Here is a 20,915-nt window from a genome sequence, read left to right on the forward strand (position 1 = left end):
GCGAATCATGGCATTCCTTGAGATCGAAAATCTGCATAAGTCCTTCGGGGCGAACATTGCGCTGCATCACTTCGACATGCAGATCGAACGCGGCGAATTCATTACTTTCCTCGGACCATCCGGCTGCGGCAAGACAACGGTCTTGCGCATGATCGCCGGCTTCGAAACGCCGACGCGCGGCATCATCCGGCTCGACAACAAGGACGTCACGCACCTTCGCACGCGGCAACGCAAGGTCGGCATGGTGTTCCAGTCGTATGCGCTGTTTCCGAACATGACGGTGGCCGAGAACATCGGCTTCGGGCTGAAGATCACGCATCGGCCGCAGGCGGAGATCAACCAACGCGTCGAGGAGATGCTGCAACTGATCAAGCTGCCGCATCTGGGCGGGCGTTATCCGTGGCAATTGTCGGGTGGCCAGCAGCAGCGCGTCGCGCTTGCACGGGCGCTCGCCGGCAAGCCGCAAGTGTTGCTGCTCGACGAGCCACTCTCCGCGCTCGACGCCAAGATCCGTATCTCGTTGCGTCAGGACATCCGCGCGTTGCAGCGCGAACTCGGCATCACGTCGATTTTCGTCACGCACGATCAGGAAGAGGCGCTGTCGATTTCCGACCGCATCGTTGTGATCAACGAGGGCCGCGTCGAACAGATCGGTTCGCCCTCGGAGATCTACAACTTTCCGCGCACGCGCTTTGTCGCTTCGTTCGTCGGCACGCTGAATATTCTGGCCGGCCATGTGGTCGATCCGGCGACCGGCAAGATGATCGTGGACGGTCAGGAGCTGACCACGACGCAGGAACTGCCGTCGAACGATGCGGGCAAGAAGCGCCTGCTCGCACTGCGGCCCGAAGCGATCGTGCTGGAGCCGGCCGCGCCTGGCCGTAACACGCTGAACGCTACGGTCGAAGAAGTGAATTTCCTCGGCGCGGTGGTGCGCATCAGAACCCGCGTGAAAGACGCCGTGATTTCGCTCGACGTGTTCAACGACCCGAATCGCGGTTTGCCCGAACGCGGGCAGCCGGTGTCGCTCGGTTTCTCGCACGAGAATTTGCTGGTGCTGGAAGAGGGCGGCGTTTAGAGGCCGCAGGTTGGACGGCGTGCTTGCTCCGGGCAAGGCACGCCGTAGAAAGCCCTACGGGTTATCCCGGGGCTACCGTTCGGATGGATTCCGGATTCCCCGACAGCCCCTGTCTGGATTTCCGGAATCCCGGACGGTGTGCGCGGTGAAGCGCCAGAAAACCCATAAAAATCAAGGCGCCGAGCACGGCATCAAGCTGGCATCGACCTTGCGAAATAGAGATCGCGGCCGCAACGGTCCGACAACTAAAGCAAGGAGACAACGATGTCCGATTTCCCTTCCCGGTATTTCTGAATTCGTCGTCTTGTCGCGGCCTAATGCCGTGCACAGGCGTGACGACTATTCGTTCGCATGATGCGCAGCGTGGCAGGCCATTGAGCTCATCCACATCGCAGGGAACCATCGTGAAGAAACCTATCCACAAAGTGCTGTACGTCCAGGTGATCGTGGCGATCCTTATAGGTATCGCGCTCGGACATTTCTACCCGGATTTCGCCGTCGACATGAAGCCGCTCGGCGACGGCTTCATCAAGCTGATCAAGATGGTGATCGGGCCGATCATCTTCTGTACGGTGGTGACGGGTATCGCCGGCATGGAAGACATGAAGAAGGTTGGTCGCGTCGGCGGCAAGGCGCTGCTGTACTTCGAGATCGTCTCGAGCTTCGCGCTGGTGCTTGGCCTGATCGCCACGCACGTGCTGAAGCCGGGCGTCGGCTTCAACATCGACCCGGCCACGCTCGACGGCAAGGCGGTCGCGTCGTACGCCGCCAAGGCGCACGGCCAGACCACGGTCGACTTCCTGATGCACATCATTCCGGACACGCTCTCGTCGGCATTCGCGCAGGGTGAAATCCTGCAGATCCTGCTGATCGCGCTGCTGTTCGGCGCGGTGCTCGCCACAGCCGGTGAGAAGGGCAAGGTCGTGACGAACTTCATCGACGGGCTCTCGCATATCCTGTTCGGCATCGTGCGCATCATCACGAAGCTGGCGCCGATCGGCGCATTCGGCGCGATGGCCTTCACGATCGGCAAGTACGGTATCGGCTCGTTGCTGCCGATGCTGAAACTGATCGGCACGTTCTATCTGACTTCGATCGTGTTCGTGGTGGTGGTGCTCGGCATCATCGCGCGTGCGGTGGGCTTCAACATCCTGCGCTTCGTTGCGTACATCAAGGAAGAGATGCTGATCGTGCTCGGCACGAGCTCGTCCGAAGCCGCGCTGCCGCAATTGATGCTGAAGCTCGAAAAGCTCGGCTGCTCGCGTTCGGTGGTGGGCCTCGTGGTGCCGACCGGTTATTCGTTCAACCTCGACGGCACCAACATCTACATGACGATGGCCGTGCTGTTCATCGCTCAGGCCACCAACACCGACCTCACGTGGACGCAACAGCTCACGCTGCTGGCGGTGACGATGCTGACCTCGAAGGGCGCGAGCGGTGTGACGGGCGCGGGCTTCATCACGCTGGCCGCGACGCTGGCCGTGGTGCCGACCATTCCGCTGTCGGGCATGGTGCTGATTCTCGGGATCGACCGCTTCATGAGCGAATGCCGTGCGCTGACGAACATCGTCGGCAACGGTGTGGCGACGGTGGTGGTGTCGGCATGGGAAAAGGAACTGGACCGCAACAAGCTGAACGCTGCGTTGCGTGGCGACGTGGCCGTCAAAGAGCCGGCCGGCGTTTAAGCCGCGCATCGGCAACGTCCTTTAACGCAACGCTCACGGCCGCGGACGCCAGCATATGAAACCGGCGTCCGCGCGCCAAACCCCCGCGCCGTCGGCCGACGAGGCTTACGCCGACGACGCGTCGCCTTATGCCACAATAAACGATCCTCTCAGATCGGATATTGCCAACGTGACGCGACGCCTGCTGATCCTCTTCGCGCTCGTCGCCGGGCTCGTGGTGGCGTGCGGGCTCACGTACAGCATCGCGTGGCAAAGCGGCATCGACCATTTGCGGCGCAACGCCGCGGTGCGCGTCGACCGTACGACCAGCGCGCTGAAGAGCACGCTCGAACGCTACGAATCGCTGCCTTATCTGCTGGCGGAGCATCCCATCGTGCAGGACGTGCTGGTCAATCCCACTCCGGCCAACGTCGAGCGCGCCAATCTTTATCTCGAAGACCTGAACCGTCACGCGCGCGCGACGGTCACCTACATCATTCCGCTCGACGGTTTCTGCGTCGCGGCGAGCAACTGGCGCGGGCCGGGCAGCTTCATCGGCGCGGGCTACCAATTCCGGCCGTATTTTCTCGATGCGGTCAAAGGCGGCGTGGGCCGCTTCTTCGGCATCGGTACGATCTCGCAGGCGCCGGGCTATTACATCTCGCAGCCGGTGCGGCGCGAGGGCAAGATCGTCGGCGTGGCGGTCGTCAAGCTCGATCTCGAATGGTTTCAGGGCGTGGATGCATCCGAACCGCTCGTCGTGACCGACGACCACGGCGTGGTTTTTCTCTCGTCGGTGCCGGCGTGGAAATACCACACGATCCGGCCGCTCTCGGGACCGGTCGCCGATTCGATCTACCAGGCGCGTCAATACGCACAGCAGCCGATCGCGCCGCTACCGGTGTCGATCGAACGCACGCTCGAAGGCAACGCGCAGATCGTGCGCATCGGCGGCGGTCGCTATGCGCCGCGTTATCTCGCGTCGCGGCGCGGCATGGGCGAGCCGGACTGGCATCTGATCACCATGTCGCCCGTCGATCCGGTCGACGCCGACGCGCGCAAGGCGACCATCGTCACGGGCTTCGGCTACGTATCGCTCGTGTTGCTCGCGTTCTACTGGAGAATGCGCCGAGCCCGCGTGCGTGAAGTGATGCGCAGCCGCGCGCTGCTGCAAAAGGCCTACGCGGAACTGAACCGGCGGGTCGCCGAGCGCACCGCGGATCTCTCGCAGGCAAACGAACAGTTGCAGAAGGAAGTGGCTGAACGCACGCGCGCCGAGCAGGAATTGCGCGCCGCGCACGACGAACTGATCCAGGCGAGCAAGCTCGCCGCCCTCGGTCAGATGGCCGCCGGCATCACGCATGAATTGAATCAGCCGCTCGCCGCGTTGCGCGGTTTCTCGGACAACACGCGCGTGCTGCTCGAACGCGGCGACCAGGCGTCGGCGCGCGAAAATCTCGAGGCCATCGCCGCGCTCACGGAGCGCATGGGCAAGATCACCAATCAATTGAAACTGTTCGTCGGACGCGCGCGGCCACGCAGCGCACGCGCACCGATCGTGCGGGCCTTGCGCAACGTCGTCGCGCTGTTGCAAAAGCGCTTGCAGGGCGTTGCGGTCGAATTCGCTTTACTCGATATGGAAAGCGGCACGCGCACGCCGCTGAGTCTCGCCGACGACCATCCCGAACTGATCGCGCATTGCGACGATCTGCGGCTCGAACAGGTGCTGATCAACCTGCTTGGCAACGCGCTCGATGCGACCGCCGATGTCCATCCGCCGTGCATTTCGATCGAGATCGAAGTCGCCGATGCGAATCTGTCGTTCGTCGTGAGCGATAACGGCCCCGGCATTCCCGACGATGTCCTGCCGCGTCTGTTCGAGCCGTTCTTCACCACCAAGGAAATGGGCCAGGGGCTGGGGCTTGGACTCGCGATATCGTCGTCGATCGCGCGTGATTGCGGCGGCTCGCTGGTGGCGCGCAACGCCCCAGACGGCGGTGCATTATTCGTGTTGACGCTGCGCCGCGCGCGCGTGCAGACGAGCCACACATCGGACCCGCTGACCACGGGCTCCTGAATCACACGGGAAACGCCATGCTGAACCACGGCCTGCAAGTGCTGTATATCGAAGACGACGAACTGGTGCGCCGCGCCAGTGTGCAGAGTCTGCAACTGGCGGGTTTCGACGTGATCGGCCATGCGTCGGTGGAGTCGGCGGCGAAGACGATCAGCGCGGACTTCTCCGGTGTGATCGTCAGCGACATTCGCTTGCCGGGCGCGAGCGGCCTGGAGTTGCTGGCCCAATGCCACGAGCGCGCGCCCGACGTGCCGGTGATTCTGGTCACGGGCCACGGCGATATTTCAATGGCCGTTCAGGCGATGCGCGATGGCGCCTACGACTTCATCGAAAAGCCTTTTGCATCCGAGCGTCTGATCGAAACCGTGCGGCGCGCGTTGGAGCGCCGCAAGCTGGTGCTGGAGAACCTCGCGCTGCGCCGTGAGTTGGCAGAGCAGAATTCGGTGGCGCCGCGGATCATTGGCAGGAGTCCGGCCATCGAACAGGTGCGGCGGCTAATCGCCAATGTCGCGCCCACCGACGCTTCCGTGCTGATCAACGGCGACACCGGCGCGGGCAAGGAGTTGATCGCTCGCAGTCTTCATGAACTCTCGCCGCGGCGTGACAAGCCGTTTATCGCGGTGAACTGCGGCGCGTTGCCGGAGCCGATGTTCGAGTCGGAAATGTTCGGCTACGAGCCAGGCGCCTTCACCGGCGCGGCGAAACGCCGTATCGGCAAGCTGGAACATGCGTCGGGCGGGACGCTGTTTCTGGATGAAATCGAGAGCATGCCCCTCGCGTTGCAGGTCAAGCTGCTGCGGGTGCTACAGGACGGCGTGCTGGAGCGGCTCGGCTCGAATCAGCCGATTCGCGTGAATTGCCGCGTGGTCGCCGCGGCCAAGGGCGACATGGCCGAGCACGTCGCGGACGGCTCGTTCCGGCGCGATCTGCTGTACCGGCTGAACGTGGTGACGATCGCGTTGCCGCCGTTGGGCGAGCGTCGCGAGGACATCGTGCCGCTCTTCGAACACTTTCTGCTGGACGCGGCCGTCCGCTATCAACGCCCTGCGCCGATCCTCACCGATCGTCAGCGCGCGGGCCTGATGCAGCGTGACTGGCCGGGCAACGTGCGGGAGCTGCGCAACGCCGCCGACCGCTTCGTACTCGGCGTCGCCGAGGATCCGGTCATGTCTTTCGGCGACGACGGCGCGGCCACACAACCCTTGAAGGAACGCGTCGAGCAATTCGAGCGGGCGGTGATCGCGGAAGCGTTGGAGCAGACCGGCGGCGTGGTCGCGGTCGCGGCAGACAAGCTGCAGCTCGGCAAGGCGACGCTCTACGAGAAGATCAAGCGATATGGCCTCGCGGCCAAAGGGGAAGGGGAACGGTAAAGATATGAAAACGCCGGCGTCGAGGTGCGAGGCCGGCGTGTTTGATTCAGTTGAAGCGGGTCAGGCTGCGCTGCGCGGTTAGGCCGGTTTCAGCGCCTTTTCCAGTAGTTGGTCGAGTTCCGCGAATTGCGGCTCGCCGACATAGCGCTTGAGAATCTTGCCGTCCTTGTCGATCAGGAACGTGGTCGGCGTGAGCTGGACGTTGCCGAACTGCTTGGCGGCCGAGCCGTCGTCCATCGCAACCTTGAACGGCAACTGGCGAGTTTGCGTGTAGTTGGCTACGTACATGGGCGCGTCGTAGTTCATGGCCACGGCGACGAATTCGAGACCCTGACCCTTGAAGCGGTTATAGGTCTGGACCATCTGCGGCATTTCCTTCATGCAGGTATCGCAGCTCGTCGCCCAGAAGTTGACGAGATACACCTTGCCTTTCAGGTCGGCGGTCGAGACCTTCTGGCCGGACAGCAGCGTGAAGGTCGCATCTGGCACGCGTTGCTGGCCGGCAAATGCGAAATAACCGGCGATGGCGATCGCAACGGCCACGGCGGCGATCACGATGTAGCGAAGCGGACTCGCGCGCCGGGCGGCGGTGGACGGGGTGGAGCTCATGAACGGAACCTCGAGAGTCGCGCGGAACGCGCGGAACAGTGCGTCGGTCTGGGCTTTCGGCCCGGTGCTGAACAGCGTCGCTATTGTAGCCCCATTCCGGCGGAGCGGCAGGACGTCGGCCGGGAGCGGATAATAGGGCTTTACGTTCCGGTCAGTCCGATCTTCTGTCCCCATGTTCCGAACTGTTTTGCGCGTCAGTCGCGTTAGTCGCTTTCTCGCTCGAATTCCGTCTTGTCTTACTTCTGCCAGCCGCTCGCCGGGGCGCTTTCCACGCCGGGTGGCGGCCGGCCCCGCGTCATGGCTGTCGAGCGCGCGTGCAGTCCTCGGCACGCTGGCTTGCACCTTGGCGATGGGCGCCGCGCTGAGCGCCTGCTCGCCGACCTTCGACTGGCGGACCATCATGAACAACGACAACGGCTACACCATCGACCTGCCGGCCAAGCCGGGCAACGATCAGCGGGCCGTGCAGATCAACGGCACGCCGATGCAGATGGTGATGCAGACCGCCGAAGCCGGGGACGCCGTCTTCGCGGTCGGCACCGTGATGCTGCCGAACGACGACGAAGCCACCCAACGCGCTGCGCTCGATTTCCTGCGCACCGGCCTTGCCCGTAACGTGGGCGCCGCGCCCGATGCGCGCGCCGTGCAGATCCCGCTTGCTGCCGGCGGCCAGGTGCTCGGCCTGGAAATGAAGCTGAGCGGCGAGGCGGGCTCGCAGCACGAAGCGCGCACCGTCTACGCCCGGCTCGTGGCGCGCGGCCGGCATGTCTATCAGGCGGCCATTATTGCGTCCGGGCCAATGCAGCAGGAACAGGTCGACCAATTTTTTTCGTCGTTCCAACTGTATTGAGAGCGGTATTTTTGCCCGATTCGGCGTGTGATGTGGCTCAACTGAGGTGCTGCGCACAGTGAAAGTTCCTTGGCAGCATCTCGCGCTAATTCTCAGTTTACGTTGAAGTTTTCCTGTTACTCACAAGTCCTGTGGATAACTCTGTTGAGAACTCGGGCAAATAGGCCGGAGATGCCCATTCTGTGGGCACCCTGTCAGATTCGACTCGCTCGATGTCGTTAAAAAAAGTCAATCAAATCAATGCCTTTTGGATGCGACCCGCAACGTACCTTTCAGTTGTTTCAAAATCTATCTGGAACGTGTGCGTGTGCATAAGTCAAGTCTTGACAGCATGTTTTTCGCCTCATAGGGAGCCAAAAGCCCGGCGATACTGGATCGCTTCACCGATCTGCGCGGCGCTCGGCATGGGCGCCCCGGCGAGGTCGGCGATGGTACGCGCCACCTTCAGAACCCGGTAGTAAGCACGCGCCGACCAGCCGAAGCGCTCGCCTGCTTCGCGCAGCAAGGCTTCCCCCGCTGAGTCGGGGCGGCAGACTTCGTCCACTTCCCGTCCTCCCAGTTCACGATTGGTTTTGCCCTGACGGCTCAATTGCCGCTCGCGGGCGAGGCTGACGCGTGCCGCAATGGCCGCGCTTGTCTCGCCGGCCGCCGTCGAACGGGCGGACAGTTCCGCCGGCGTGAGCGCCGGAATCTCGAGCTGGATGTCGATCCGGTCGAGCAAGGGACCGGAAAGCTTGCGCAAATAGCGCGCAGCGATCTCGGATGTGCAGCGGCAGCGGCCGTTGGGATCGCCGCGCCAGCCGCATGGACAGGGATTCATGGCGGCGATCAACTGGCAGGCGGCCGGGAAATCCGCTTGCAGGGCGGCGCGTGAAATCGTGATGCGGCCGGCTTCGAGCGGTTCACGCAGCGTTTCGAGCACATGACGATCGAACTCGGGAATTTCGTCCAAAAAAAGTACGCCCAGGTGCGCCAGCGTAATTTCACCGGGCTGCGGGGGATTGCGCCCGCCGACCAGCGCCGCGGCGCTCGACGAATGATGCGGCGCGCGAAACGGCCGCCGACGCCATTGCGCAGGCGCGAAACCGGCCCGGCTGGCGGACAGCAACGCAGCGGAGGCGAGCGCTTCGTCGTCGGTCATGGGCGGTAGCAGGCCCGGCAGGCGGGCGGCGAGCATCGATTTGCCCGCGCCGGGCGGCCCGACCAGCAAGACGTGATGGCCGCCGGCCGCGGCAACTTCAAGCGCCCGGCGCGCGCCGCGTTGACCAATGACATCGCCCATATCCGGTACGACGGCGGTTGGGCTTTCCGCGAGGTCCGGCACGGCGACTGGATAGAGCCGCGCGTCCGGCGCTCCCGCGAGGTGAGCGCACAACGACGGCAGATCGGCGGCGCCGTAGACATCGACGCCGGGTACGAGCGCCGCTTCCGCCGCGCTCGCGGCGGGCAGATAGAGCTGAGGCGTGGAATGCGCGCGTGCCTCGCATGCAATAAGCTCGCTCGCAATCCCGGCGGATTGCGGCGCACCGCCTCCAACTTGAGCTACGGCGTTGCGCGCCGTTCCGCATGCCATAGCGAAAGCGCCGCGCATCGGCCTGAGCGCGCCGGTCAACGACAGTTCGCCCGCGAATTCACGATGCAGCAAAGACTCGGCGGGAATCTGGCCGCTCGCCGCGAGAATGCCCAACGCGATTGGCAGATCGAAGCGGCCGGATTCCTTCGGCAGATCGGCCGGCGCGAGATTGACGGTGATGCGTCGGACGGGGAAGTCGAAATTGCAGTTCTGCAGCGCCGCGCGTACGCGCTCGCGGCTTTCGCGCACTTCCAGATCAGGCAGGCCGACGATCGAAAAAGAGGGTAATCCGTTTGCGAGGTGGACCTCGACGGTTACTTCGGGCGCGCGGCCAGAGGCCGGCGCGCGACTGCGCACCACGGCAAGCGACATGTTTTCTCCCGTCGGACGGCGCGCCGATGGCGCGCGCAAGTCCCCTAAAACGCTGATGACGTCACGGCTCGCTTGCCTGTGATGTGCAGCACTGCGCGGCGATCACGCCGCGAGCAAAGCGTTACGGCGTTTGCGTGACCGGCAGCTTCTGTTCGAGTTCGGCGACGCGGCGCTCCAGCTCTTCCAGGCGAGCGCGCGTGCGCACCAGCACTTGGGTCTGGGTATCGAATTCCTCACGTGTGACCAGATCGAGCTTCGAGAAACCCTGCGACAGCATGGCTTTGACGTTGCGTTCGACATCTTTGGCCGGCGAGTTCTTGAACAGCTCGCTCATGCGGGCCTGAAAGTCGTTAAAAACATCGTTTGGTTGTTTCATGGTGTTCCCCTTGGTGCACAAAAAATGTGCATGTTTCGTTAGGCCTGTGCTTTGTGACAGCAAATGGGCGGTGTTGGTGCATGTCCCGTTGCGTGCCGTTGCCGCATGAGCCCCTTTGGTGCGCGCCCGTGCGTTCAAGACCTTCGAACACTCTAGCAACGATCCATACGCCGCGCCAGCGTGCCCCCGCCGACGTTGGCCGTCTGGCCAGGGCGGCTTGCGCCCCTTTTGCGACGTCCACAGAGCGGAGTCTGACACAACATGGCATGCGAGTTGCTGTTACTGCCCCGCGCGCACTGCCGGCGCCATTTACCGGCAGCGGAACGAGACCACGCGAACGGTTTACGGGTACGCAACGAGAGTTACGCAAACGGGTTACGCAACTAAGCGAGGGATTTCATGAAACTCATTACCGCAATCATCAAGCCGTTCAAGCTCGATGAGGCGCGCGAAGCCTTGTCGGCCATCGGCGTCTCGGGCATCACGGTGACGGAAGTCAAAGGCTTCGGTCGCCAGAAGGGCCACACGGAGCTGTATCGCGGCGCTGAATACGTCGTCGATTTCCTGCCGAAGGTGAAGATCGAGGCGGCTGTCTCGGACGACATCGTCGACCAGGCAATCGAGGCGCTCGAGCGCGCGGCACGCACCGGCAAGATCGGCGACGGCAAGATCTTCGTCACGCCGATCGAGCAGGTGATTCGGATCCGTACCGGGGAGACCGGCGCGGACGCTCTGTAATACCAAAAGATAGCGACACAGATAGCGACAAGAGGAAACGAAAGATGCGCAAATTAATGATGTCCTTGCTGATGGCCGGTTCGCTGCTCGCGGGCGGTATCGGCGCCGCCCTCGCGGACGACGCTTCCGCCCCCGCAGCCGCTTCGGCCGCTGCTTCCGATACGACGGCGAGCGCGCCGGCACCGGACGCAACGGCCGCACCCGCTGCCGCCGCGGCTTCGGCACCGGCCGCTGACGCGTCCGCCGCACCGGCTGCCAGCGCGGCCGCCGCCGCACCCGCAGCATCGGACGCTGCGCCGGCTGCCCCGACCGCGCCGTTCTCGGTCGATTCGTCGAAGATCAATTCGGGCGACACTGCCTGGATGCTGACCTCCACCGCGCTCGTGCTGTTCATGACGATCCCGGGTCTGGCGCTGTTCTACGGCGGCATGGTCCGCAAGAAGAGCGTGCTCGCGATCCTGATGCAAAGCTTCGCGATTACCTGCCTTGTGTCGATCATCTGGGTCGTGGTGGGCTACAGCCTCGCCTTCACGCCGGGCAACTCGTTCATTGGCGGCTTCTCGCGCTTCTTCATGGCGGGCATGAACTACATCAAGGGCGACAAGGCCACGACGCTGACCGTCAGCCACCTCGCACCGACGATCCCGGAAACGGTCTACGTCGTCTATCAGATGACGTTCGCGATCATTACCCCGGCGCTGATCACGGGCGCGTTTGCCGACCGCATGAAGTTCTCGGCGATGCTGGTGTTCATGACGCTGTGGTCGATCATCGTCTACTCGCCGATCGCGCACATGGTCTGGGAACCGACCGGCTGGCTGGCTAGCGCGGGCATCCTCGACTTCGCGGGCGGCACGGTCGTTCACATCAACGCTGGTATCGCGGCGCTGGTCTGCGCGCTGGTGCTCGGCAAGCGTGTCGGCTACGGCAAGGAAGCGATGGCGCCGCACAACCTGACGCTCACGCTGATCGGTGGCGCCATGTTGTGGGTGGGCTGGTTTGGCTTCAACGCGGGTTCGGCAGTGGCGGCTGATGGCCGTGCCGGTTTCGCGATGTTCGCAACGCAAGTGGCAACGGCGGCAGCAGCACTCGCATGGATGTTCGCCGAATGGGCAGCCAAGGGTAAGCCGTCGGTGCTCGGTATCGTGTCGGGCGCGGTGGCAGGTCTGGTGGCGATTACGCCGGCTTCGGGCTTCGTGGGTATGGCAGGGTCGCTGGTGATCGGTATCGTGGCAGGCGTGGTGTGCTTCTGGTCGGCAACGTGGCTCAAGCACAAGTTCGGTTACGACGACTCGCTCGACGCGTTCGGCGTGCACTGCATCGGCGGTATCGTGGGTGCGCTCCTGACCGGCGTGTTCGCGGTCAAGGACATCGGCGGCGCGGACGGCAGCGTGATCCTGCAAGCCAAGGGCGTGCTGACGACGCTGATCTACAGCGGCGTGGTGAGCTTCATCCTGCTGAAGATCATCGACATGGTGATGGGCCTGCGTGTGACCGAAGAACAGGAACGCGAAGGTCTGGACGTGACGCTCCACGGCGAACACGTCGAATAAGCAACACACCGCGAGCCCGCGCTCCCGGACTCGCTGGATCACGACTAAGCGCAGCGATTTTGGCCCGCCTTCATGGCGGGCTTTTTTCTTGCGGGCTATCTTGTAAACGGTAGTTTTCCCCGCCTATGATGGCGATAGCGAGAATGCATTCGCGTCCGCTTGCGAATGGAGAAACCGTCCCCAAATGGACAAAGCATTTGCTCTACAATCTTTTTTCTCCAGTCTGCGAGTGATCAATGGTTCCGCACCTAGTTACGGCGTTAAACGGCCCGCTGCTCGATCTTGAGCGGAAGATCCTCGACGCTACTCCCGCCATCGAACGCTGGTTCCGGCTCGAATGGCAGGAGCACACGCCACCGTTCTACTGTTCCGTCGATCTGCGCAACGCGGGTTTCAAGCTCGCGCCGGTCGACACCAATCTGTTTCCTGGCGCATTCAACAATCTGCCACAGGAAGTGTTGCCGCTCGCCGTGCAGGCTGCGATGGCATCGATCGAGAAGATCTGCCCGGACGCCAAGAACCTGCTGGTGATTCCCGAACGCCACACGCGCAACGCGTTTTATCTCGAGAATGTCGCCCGTCTGGCCGCGATCATGCGCCAGGCCGGCTTGAACGTGCGTTTCGGCACGCTCGACGAAACCATCAACGGGCCGGTCACGATCGCGCTCTCCGACGGCCAGAAACTCGTGCGCGAACCGCTCGAGCGCTCGCAGCGGCGCCTCGGCCTGAAGAATTTCGACCCGTGCTCGATTCTGCTGAATAACGACCTGTCGGGCGGCATTCCGCCCGTGCTGGAAAATCTGCACGAGCAGTATTTGCTGCCGCCGCTGCATGCGGGCTGGGCCGTTCGCCGTAAATCGACGCATTTTTCCTGCTATGACGACGTCGCGAAGAAGTTCGCGAAGATGGTCGAGATCGATCCGTGGATGATCAATCCGTACTTCGCGCACGTGGAAGGCGTCGACTTCCAGGAACGCACCGGCGAGGAAGCGCTGACGGACGCGATCGACGGCGTGTTGAAGAAGATCGCCAAGAAGTATCGCGAGTACGGCATCTCCGAAAAACCGTATGTCGTCATCAAGTCGGATGCGGGTACGTACGGCATGGGTGTGATGACCGTGCACGACGCGTCGGAAGTCGCCGCGCTCACCAAGCGTGAACGCGCCAAGATGGCCGCGACCAAAGACGGCCTGGAAGTGCATGACGTGATCGTGCAGGAAGGCGTGTACACCTTCGAGCGCATCGGCGAAGAAGTGGCCGAGCCGGTTGTGTACATGATCGACCGCTACGTGGTGGGCGGCTTCTACCGCGTGCACGGCAGTCGCGAGCGCGATCAGAATCTGAACGCGCCGGGCATGCACTTCGTGCCGCTCGGCTTCGAGCACACGGCGCTGCCCGATGCGCACGCCAAGCCGGGCGCGGCGCCGCCGAACCGCTTCTATATGTACGGCGTGGTGGCGCGGCTCGGGCTGCTGGCCGCCTCGGTGGAACTGGAAAAGACCGATCCGGAAGCGATTCAGGTCTAAGCCACCGCGGGTGGTCGATGGCGGCATGCGTGCCGCCATCGCCATTTTCAACGACTATATTTACGATCAATGCCAAGCCCGTCAGGGCGCACCGGGACCTCCATGGACATTCTTTTCATCGCCGATCCGCTCACGCAATTCAAGATCTACAAAGACTCGACCTACGCGATGATGGCCGAAGCGGCCCGCCGCGGTCACGTGGTGTACACGTGCGAGCCGAAGCATCTGGCGTGGACGGGCGGCGAGGTCGAGGCGAACGTGCAGCGCTTTGCGATTGTCGGCGACGTCACCGATCTGCATCGCGAAGTCTGGTACGACGCCGAACCGGCCGCACCGCGCTCGCTCAACAGCTTCAGCGCCGTGGTGATGCGCAAAGACCCGCCGTTCGACATGGAATACGTCACATCGACGTGGCTGCTCGAAATGGCCGAACGCGGCGGCGCGCGCATCTTCAACAAACCGCAGGCGATTCGCGATCACTCGGAAAAGCTCGCGATCGGCGAGTTCGCGCAGTTCGTCACGCCCACACTGGTTACGCGCGACGCGAGCCGTTTGCGTGCCTTCCATGAAGAACACGGCGACGTGATCCTGAAGCCGCTCGACGGCATGGGCGGCATGGGCGTGTTTCGCGTGAAGGCCGACGGCATGAACCTCGGTTCGATCATCGAAATGCTGAGCCACGACGGCGCGCGTTCGGTGATGGCGCAGAAATTCATCCCCGAGATCAAAGAAGGTGACAAGCGCATCTTGCTGATCGGCGGCGAAGCCGTGCCGTATTCGCTCGCGCGTATTCCTCAGGGCAATGAAGTGCGCGGCAATCTCGCGGCCGGTGGCCTCGGCGTAGCGCGTCCGCTGACCGAGCATGACCGCAAGATCGCCGATACGCTGGCGCCGGTGCTCGCTGCGCGCGGTTTGCTGCTGGTCGGACTGGACGCGATCGGCGACTGGCTGACCGAAGTGAACGTAACGAGCCCGACGTGTTTCCGCGAGATCATGGATCAAACCGGCTTCGACGTCGCGGCCATGTTCATCGACGCATTGGAGCGCGCAGCGGGCTGATCGCGTGGCCCGGTGCCGGCACTTGAATGCCCGCCATGCCCCCCAAACTGTGTAGTAAATCCGCATCACGCAGCACGCCGGATTTGGCGCGAAAATGAGCCTGCTACAATGCCCGCTCCTCCGCGCCAGGCGCAATCGCTGGCACCCGACGGGTGTCACTGGCATGGTTTGCGGACTGTAGGCGAGCAGTGTTTCGCTAGCGCAGGCACGATGCCATGCGCGGCAGGCCGCTCGTCAAACGATGCGTTCCGGCCCTCATGGCCCACGGCCGGCAGAGGGCGCTGACGAACCGGGCTTTGTCCCGGTCCACGGTTCGGGGCCGTTCTTTTGCAGTAAGGCTGACATGGCAGGCATTCTGATCATTGCGCACGCTCCGTTCGCCACCGCGTTGCGCGATTGTATTTCGCACATCTATGGTGGCTTGCCGGCTCGCATCGGCGTGATCGACGTATCGCCGGATTGCGATCCCGCACAGCAGGTTGCGTTTGCGAACTCGGAAATCGAGCGTCTGAAGGAAGAAAACGGCGCGCTCGTCCTCACGGATATGTTCGGCGCCACGCCGGCGAATATCGCCGGACGGCTCGCGTCGCTGCCGGACGTGCGCGTGCTGTGCGGCGTCAACTTGCCGATGCTGGTGCGCGCGGTCTGTTATCGCGCCACGCCGCTCGACACGCTGGTCGACAAGGCACTCGCCGGCGCCACCAAGGGCGTGCATGCAATCGGACCGGCGACCCCGGCGCCCATCGCGCCCACGGCGGAATCCGGCGACTGTTTGCCGGCTTTGCCGCCGGAGGCGGCATCGGCTGACTGTATGCCTGCGTTGCCCCCCGAGGCCGACCTGACGCAGAAAGCCGACTCGGCCGGCTTATAAGTCGTTCCGCCGGCTCGCCCTGGGCGTCAAACGCATTGCAACCGCTTAGCAGTTTCACCTTTCACAACAACACTTACCCGCGCTTCGGACCATCACATGCTGCAACAGGAAACGACTATTGTGAACAAGCTGGGGCTGCACGCGCGCGCGTCGGCCAAGTTGACCCAACTCGCGGGCAACTATCAGGCGGAAATCTGGATGAGCCGCAATGGCCGCCGCATCAACGCCAAGAGCATCATGGGTGTGATGATGCTGGCCGCGGGCATCGGCAGCACGGTGCTGATCGAAACGGAAGGCTCGGACGAAAAAGAAGCGATGGACGCATTGTTGAAACTGATTGCCGATAAATTCGGCGAAGGGCAGTGAGCTGGCGCGTCCACGTTGCGATGAGCAAAAACGCCGCGGTTGTCCGCGGCGTTTTTTTTAGCGCATGACAATGGGCAGACGAAACGCGCGTGAGGGCGCGCGCGTCGACATGCGCATGCAAGACTCGCGTTGCGCGAAGCGAGACGGATGAAGGCGCACGCAACGGCTGCTTACGGTATTTCGTGCTGCACTGCACACAGCCCCGGCGCACCTGCAAAGGGCGCGGAATTTATAATGACGGACAGTGTCTGAGAGCATTGCAGCGGTTTGCCGCGGCATTACACAACTAGAGGAGGTGCGCGTGTCCTTCACGCTGCATGGAATTCCCGTGTCACGCGGTATCGCCATCGGGCGGGCTTATCTGATCGCCCCGGCTGCACTTGACGTAGACCACTATCTGATCGAACCCGCCCAGATCGAGAGCGAGATCGAGCGCTTTCGCACGGCCCAGCAACACGTGCATTACGAGCTCGAAACGCTGCGTGCCGATCTCGCGGCGGACGCGCCCAGTGAAATGGGCGCGTTTATCACTGTTCATTCAATGATCCTGAACGATGCGATGCTCGTGCAGGAAACCTTCGACCTGATCCGCACGCGCCGCTACAACGTGGAGTGGGCGCTGACCGAACAACTCGAGCGCCTGTCGCGCCATTTCGACGATATCGAGGACGAGTACCTGCGCGAACGCAAAGCCGACATCGAACAGGTAGTGGAGCGCGTGCTGAAGGCGCTTGCCGGCGCGTCGGTGGCGCTGGGCGATGGCGTGCACGGTGCCTGCGACGAGATGATCGTGGTCGCGCACGACATCGCGCCGGCCGACATGATGCAGTTCAAGACCCAGACGTTTCAGGGTTTCGTCACGGACCTCGGCGGCCGCACGTCGCATACGGCGATCGTCGCGCGCAGCCTGGGCATTCCGGCCGCGGTCGGCGTGCAGCACGCGAGCGCGCTGATTCGTCAGGACGACCTGATCATCGTAGACGGCGATCACGGCATTGTGATCGTCGACCCCGCGCCGATCGTGCTGGAAGAGTACTCGTATCGGCAGAGCGAGAAAGCGCTCGAGCAGCGCAAGCTGCAGCGGCTGAAGTTTTCGCCTACGCAGACGCTGTGCGGCACCCGCATCGAACTGTGCGCGAACATCGAGTTGCCGGACGACGCGCTCGCCGCGATCGACGCGGGTGCGACGGGCGTCGGCCTGTTCCGCACCGAGTTCCTGTTCATGAATCACAAGGACCGCTTGCCGGAAGAGGAAGAGCAGTTCGGCGCGTACCGTCGCGCGGTCGAGTTGATGAACGGCCTGCCGGTCACCATCCGCACGATCGACGTGGGCGCCGACAAGCCGCTCGATTCGATGGGCGGGGGCGACGGCTACGAGACCGCCGCAAACCCGGCCTTGGGGCTGAGAGCGATTCGCTGGAGCCTCTCCGAGCCGCAGATGTTTCTCACGCAGTTGCGCGCGATTCTGCGTGCGTCGGCGTTCGGCTCGGTGAAGATTCTGATTCCGATGCTCGCGCATGCGCAGGAAATCGACCAGACGCTCGATCTGATTCGCGAAGCCAAGCGTCAGCTCGACGACGCAGGCATGGCCTACGATCCGAACGTGCAGGTCGGCGCGATGATTGAGATTCCGGCCGCCGCCATCGCTTTGCCGCTGTTCCTGAAGCGGCTCGATTTTCTGTCGATCGGCACCAACGATCTGATCCAGTACACGCTCGCGATCGATCGCGCGGACAATTCGGTCGCGCATCTGTACGACCCGCTGCATCCGGCGGTGCTGCATCTGATCGCATTTACGCTGCGCGAAGCGAAGCGGGCCGGCGTGCCGGTCTCGGTTTGCGGTGAGATGGCGGGGGATCCAGCGTTGACGCGTCTATTGCTCGGCATGGGCCTCACCGAGTTTTCGATGCATCCGAGCCAGTTGCTGGTGGTCAAGCAGGAAGTGCTGCGCTCGCATCTGAAGACATTGGAAAAACCGGTGGCCGACGTGCTGGCTTCGTTCGAACCAGAAGAGGTGCAGGCTGCGCTCAAGCGTGTGATGCTGGTCTGAGTCGCCACGTTCGCTTCGTCAGATAAAGAGACGCCGCACATTGTGCGGCGTTTCTGTTTCAGCGTGCGGTTGAGGCTAGCGTCAAGCCGGGTGCGTCTGCCCGCACACTGGGCAATCCGGCTGGCGCGCGATCCGCATCGTGGTCCACTCCATCCGCAGCGAATCGAGCATCATCAGGCGGCCGAGCAACGGCGTACCGATTCCGCCGATCACCTTGAGCGCTTCAGCGGCCTGCATCGAACCGACGATGCCGACCGTCGGTGCGAACACGCCCATGGTCGAACACGCGACTTCCTCGAACGGCTGGTCTTCGGGAAACACGCAGGCATAGCAGGGCGACGCTGCGTCGCGGAAATCGAAGGTGCTGATCTGGCCGTCGAAGCGCAACGCCGCGCCCGACACCAGCGGCACGCCGTGTTTCACGCAGGCGCGGTTGATCGCATGGCGCGTGGCGAAATTATCGGTGCAATCGAGCACGACGCTCGCGTGTGGCACTTGCGCGTCGAGCCACGCGTCGCCGACCCGCTCGGCCACCGCGTTCACCACGACCTCGGGATTAATTTGCGCGATCGCGTCTCGCCCGGACTCCACCTTCTTGCGTCCAACCGATGCGGTCACGTGCAGGATCTGCCGTTGCAGGTTGGTCAGATCGACCGTATCGGCATCGACCAGTGTCAAACGGCCGACGCCGGCCGCAGCCAGATACATCGCCGCGGGCGAACCCAGGCCGCCTGCGCCGACGATGATCGCGTGCGCGTCGATAAAGCGCTGCTGCGCCTCGATGCCGATTTCATCGACGAGGATGTGGCGGGAGTAGCGAAGGAGTTGATCGTCGTTCATGGCGGGGCGCGTGAATGTGTCGCGCGATGAGATGCAGGACCGATGGGCCTGTCGTGCGCGTTGTCGATATTTTAATCGCGCCGGGAGCGGGTGTTCTTGCTGATGCTGCGTATGACAGCGTGTCTTCGCAGCATGTTCCGCTGCGAAGACACGTCAGGCTTGATGCTTAGTTGCTTTGCGAAGCAGGCGCCGAGGCCGGCGCCGGGCCCGATGCGCCCGGCACCGGTTGCGTCGGCTTTACCGCGACCGGCGCGGACGCCGACGTGGCCGGCTTGTTCTGCGCGAGACGGCGCTCGCTGAGCGACTTCGACTCCTGAACCGGCTTGCCTTCCAGCTTGTTCAACGCCTGTTGCAGCATGAAGTCGTCGTTCGAACCGAACTCGACCGGCTTGCGTTCACGATCCTTCTGGCGCTGTTCCGGCGTCTTCTTGTCGTTTTGCTCTTCGAGGACGCGCAGTTGTTCCATACGGTCCGCTTCGCGCTGTTCGGCTTCCTTCTTCTCGTTCGGGTCTTGCGTGTTCGCAAGGTGATTCGAGTAGTCGACTTCGCGGGTGACGAGCGCGTCGTCCGGATCGCCTTCTGCGTATTGGTCGACCGCGATGTCAGGACGGATGCCCTTGTTCTGGATCGAACGGCCGCTCGGCGTGTAGTAGTACGCCGTGGTCAGGCGCAGCGCGGTGTCGGCGGTCATGGGGCGAACCGTTTGCACCGAACCCTTGCCGAAGGTGGTCTTGCCGACGATCAGCGCACGATGCTGATCCTGCAGCGCGCCCGCGACGATTTCTGACGCCGACGCGGAGTACGCGTTGGTCAGCACGATCATCGGCACAGTCTTGAAGATCGGCGCTTCGTCCTTCAGCGGATCGCTGTCGAAGGATTGCAGGCGGTAGTTGTCGTAAGTGTCGCGGTAGACCTGTTTCGAATCCGGAATCTGGCCGTTGGTGGACACCACAACCGAATTCGGCGGCAGGAACGCGCCGGCCACGCCGACCGCGCTTTGCAGCAGGCCACCGCCGTTATTGCGCAGATCGAGCACGAGACCCTTCAGATTCGGCTGCTGACGCGCAATGTCTTGCAGTTTCGCGGCGAGATCAGGCGTGGTGCGTTCCTGGAAGCTGGTGATCCGCACATAGGCGTAGCCCGGCGCGAGAATCTTCATCTTGACCGACTGGACCTTGATGATCGCGCGCGTCACGGTGAGCGGGAACGTGCGGTCGTCGGTCTTGCGGAAGATGGTGAGCGTGACCTTGGTGCCCGGGTCGCCGCGCATCTGCTTGACCGCCTGGTCGAGTGTCATGCCGCGCACGGGTTTGTCGTTGATACGCGTGATCAGGTCGCCCGGACGGATGCCGGCGCGGAACGCGGGCGTGTCCTCGATCGGCGAAATCACCTTGATCAGGCCGTCTTCCGACGAAATTTCGATGCCGAGACCGGCGAAGCGACCCTTGGTCTGCTCCTGCAGTTCCTCGTAATCGGTCTTGTCGAGATACGACGAGTGCGGGTCGAGACTCGACACCATGCCCTTGATGGCGGCGGTGAGAAGCTTTTTATCGTCGACCGGTTCGACGTACTCGTGCTTGATTTGCCCGAAGACTTCGGCAAAGAGCCTGAGCTGGTCCAGCGGCAGCGGTGCAACAGCGTTGGACGCTGCGCTGGCGGGTTGCTGGGCCGAAGCGGAAAGTTGCAGGGTGGCAAAAACGCCGGTAGCAAGGCCCGCGGCAATCAGGCCGATATTTTTCAGGTTCTTTCGCATAGAGTCTGTTGCGGTCGGAAGCGCGTGGCAGCGTCGATAGAGATGGGGACGGACAAGTATAACTGCACACCCGCCCACTCAGGGCGCGGCGCAGGCAATCGTGATTCGACAGCACGCGCCGGACCTGGTTCGTGGGATTGCGCGCACAACGATGAAGTAATGTGCCGTAACGGATCGATGGCGGCCAGAA

General features: G+C 63.1%; 17 protein-coding genes. 12 read left to right on the forward strand and 5 right to left on the reverse strand.

The features are described from left to right. Nucleotides 1-7: 7 nt before the first annotated feature. The 4 genes from PQR32_RS21915 to PQR32_RS21930 all read left to right on the forward strand — a co-directional run bounded on the left by PQR32_RS21915 (nucleotide 8) and on the right by PQR32_RS21930 (nucleotide 6,189). The gene (locus PQR32_RS21915; protein ID WP_408231549.1) at nucleotides 8-1,078 is read left to right on the forward strand and encodes an ABC transporter ATP-binding protein; all 1,071 of its coding nucleotides are present in this window, start codon (nucleotides 8-10) and stop codon (nucleotides 1,076-1,078) included. A 404-nt stretch (nucleotides 1,079-1,482) separates the two neighbouring features. Continuing rightward, nucleotides 1,483-2,763: a dicarboxylate/amino acid:cation symporter gene (locus PQR32_RS21920; RefSeq protein WP_408231552.1), complete on the forward strand. Its 1,281-nt coding sequence runs from the start codon at nucleotides 1,483-1,485 to the stop codon at nucleotides 2,761-2,763. A gap of 55 nt (nucleotides 2,764-2,818) precedes the next feature. Next, complete coding sequence (locus tag PQR32_RS21925) at nucleotides 2,819-4,819, forward strand: sensor histidine kinase (RefSeq protein WP_408231554.1); 2,001 nt, start codon at nucleotides 2,819-2,821, stop codon at nucleotides 4,817-4,819. Nucleotides 4,820-4,839: 20 nt separating this feature from the next. Continuing rightward, nucleotides 4,840-6,189: a sigma-54-dependent transcriptional regulator gene (locus tag PQR32_RS21930; protein WP_408231830.1), complete on the forward strand. Its 1,350-nt coding sequence runs from the start codon at nucleotides 4,840-4,842 to the stop codon at nucleotides 6,187-6,189. A 78-nt stretch (nucleotides 6,190-6,267) separates the two neighbouring features. On the opposite strand, the gene PQR32_RS21935 is transcribed toward PQR32_RS21930, so the two are convergent. Further along, nucleotides 6,268-6,798: a TlpA disulfide reductase family protein gene (locus tag PQR32_RS21935; RefSeq protein ID WP_408231557.1), complete on the reverse strand. Its 531-nt coding sequence runs from the start codon at nucleotides 6,796-6,798 to the stop codon at nucleotides 6,268-6,270. Nucleotides 6,799-7,147: 349 nt separating this feature from the next. Between PQR32_RS21935 and PQR32_RS21940 the strand changes: the two genes are divergently transcribed. Then, nucleotides 7,148-7,648 (forward strand): hypothetical protein, encoded by a 501-nt coding sequence (locus PQR32_RS21940; protein WP_408231560.1) that lies wholly within the window; start codon nucleotides 7,148-7,150, stop codon nucleotides 7,646-7,648. A 343-nt stretch (nucleotides 7,649-7,991) separates the two neighbouring features. Here PQR32_RS21940 and PQR32_RS21945 read toward each other — a convergent pair whose 3' ends face one another. Together PQR32_RS21945 and PQR32_RS21950 are read right to left on the reverse strand one after the other, a co-directional pair. After that, complete coding sequence (locus PQR32_RS21945; RefSeq protein WP_408231563.1) at nucleotides 7,992-9,593, reverse strand: YifB family Mg chelatase-like AAA ATPase; 1,602 nt, start codon at nucleotides 9,591-9,593, stop codon at nucleotides 7,992-7,994. Between the two features lie 121 nt (nucleotides 9,594-9,714). Beyond that, nucleotides 9,715-9,969: an accessory factor UbiK family protein gene (locus tag PQR32_RS21950; protein WP_012431591.1), complete on the reverse strand. Its 255-nt coding sequence runs from the start codon at nucleotides 9,967-9,969 to the stop codon at nucleotides 9,715-9,717. 399 nt (nucleotides 9,970-10,368) lie between these two features. On the opposite strand from PQR32_RS21950, the gene PQR32_RS21955 reads away from it, so the two are divergent. The 7 genes from PQR32_RS21955 (at nucleotide 10,369) to ptsP (ending at nucleotide 18,132) form a co-directional block, all read left to right on the forward strand. Then, the gene (locus PQR32_RS21955; protein WP_006048089.1) at nucleotides 10,369-10,707 is read left to right on the forward strand and encodes a P-II family nitrogen regulator; all 339 of its coding nucleotides are present in this window, start codon (nucleotides 10,369-10,371) and stop codon (nucleotides 10,705-10,707) included. Nucleotides 10,708-10,751: 44 nt separating this feature from the next. Further along, nucleotides 10,752-12,260 (forward strand): ammonium transporter, encoded by a 1,509-nt coding sequence (locus tag PQR32_RS21960; protein WP_408231566.1) that lies wholly within the window; start codon nucleotides 10,752-10,754, stop codon nucleotides 12,258-12,260. A gap of 236 nt (nucleotides 12,261-12,496) precedes the next feature. Then, nucleotides 12,497-13,786 carry a glutamate--cysteine ligase gene (gene gshA / locus PQR32_RS21965; RefSeq protein WP_408231569.1) on the forward strand — a complete coding sequence of 430 codons (1,290 nt, stop codon included), beginning with the start codon at nucleotides 12,497-12,499 and terminating at the stop codon, nucleotides 13,784-13,786. Nucleotides 13,787-13,888: 102 nt separating this feature from the next. Then, nucleotides 13,889-14,845: a glutathione synthase gene (gene gshB / locus PQR32_RS21970; protein WP_408231571.1), complete on the forward strand. Its 957-nt coding sequence runs from the start codon at nucleotides 13,889-13,891 to the stop codon at nucleotides 14,843-14,845. A 343-nt stretch (nucleotides 14,846-15,188) separates the two neighbouring features. Next, nucleotides 15,189-15,716, forward strand: coding sequence for a PTS sugar transporter subunit IIA (locus PQR32_RS21975; protein WP_408231573.1), 528 nt, complete (start codon nucleotides 15,189-15,191; stop codon nucleotides 15,714-15,716). 96 nt (nucleotides 15,717-15,812) lie between these two features. Next, a complete protein-coding gene (locus PQR32_RS21980; RefSeq protein WP_012431596.1) occupies nucleotides 15,813-16,082 on the forward strand; it encodes an HPr family phosphocarrier protein in 270 nt (89 codons plus the stop codon). Between the two features lie 301 nt (nucleotides 16,083-16,383). Then, nucleotides 16,384-18,132, forward strand: coding sequence for a phosphoenolpyruvate--protein phosphotransferase (gene ptsP, locus PQR32_RS21985; protein WP_408231576.1), 1,749 nt, complete (start codon nucleotides 16,384-16,386; stop codon nucleotides 18,130-18,132). 81 nt (nucleotides 18,133-18,213) lie between these two features. Here ptsP and PQR32_RS21990 read toward each other — a convergent pair whose 3' ends face one another. Both PQR32_RS21990 and PQR32_RS21995 read right to left on the reverse strand, forming a co-directional pair. Beyond that, the gene (locus tag PQR32_RS21990) at nucleotides 18,214-18,972 is read right to left on the reverse strand and encodes a HesA/MoeB/ThiF family protein (protein ID WP_408231579.1); all 759 of its coding nucleotides are present in this window, start codon (nucleotides 18,970-18,972) and stop codon (nucleotides 18,214-18,216) included. A gap of 166 nt (nucleotides 18,973-19,138) precedes the next feature. Beyond that, on the reverse strand, nucleotides 19,139-20,725 hold the full coding sequence (locus PQR32_RS21995) for a S41 family peptidase (RefSeq protein ID WP_408231582.1): 1,587 nt from the start codon (nucleotides 20,723-20,725) through the stop codon (nucleotides 19,139-19,141). Between the last annotated feature and the right edge of the window lie 190 nt (nucleotides 20,726-20,915).

Source organism: Paraburkholderia dipogonis, assembly GCF_046027395.1.
In the GTDB taxonomy this organism is placed as follows: Bacteria; Pseudomonadota; Gammaproteobacteria; order Burkholderiales; family Burkholderiaceae; genus Paraburkholderia; species Paraburkholderia dipogonis_A.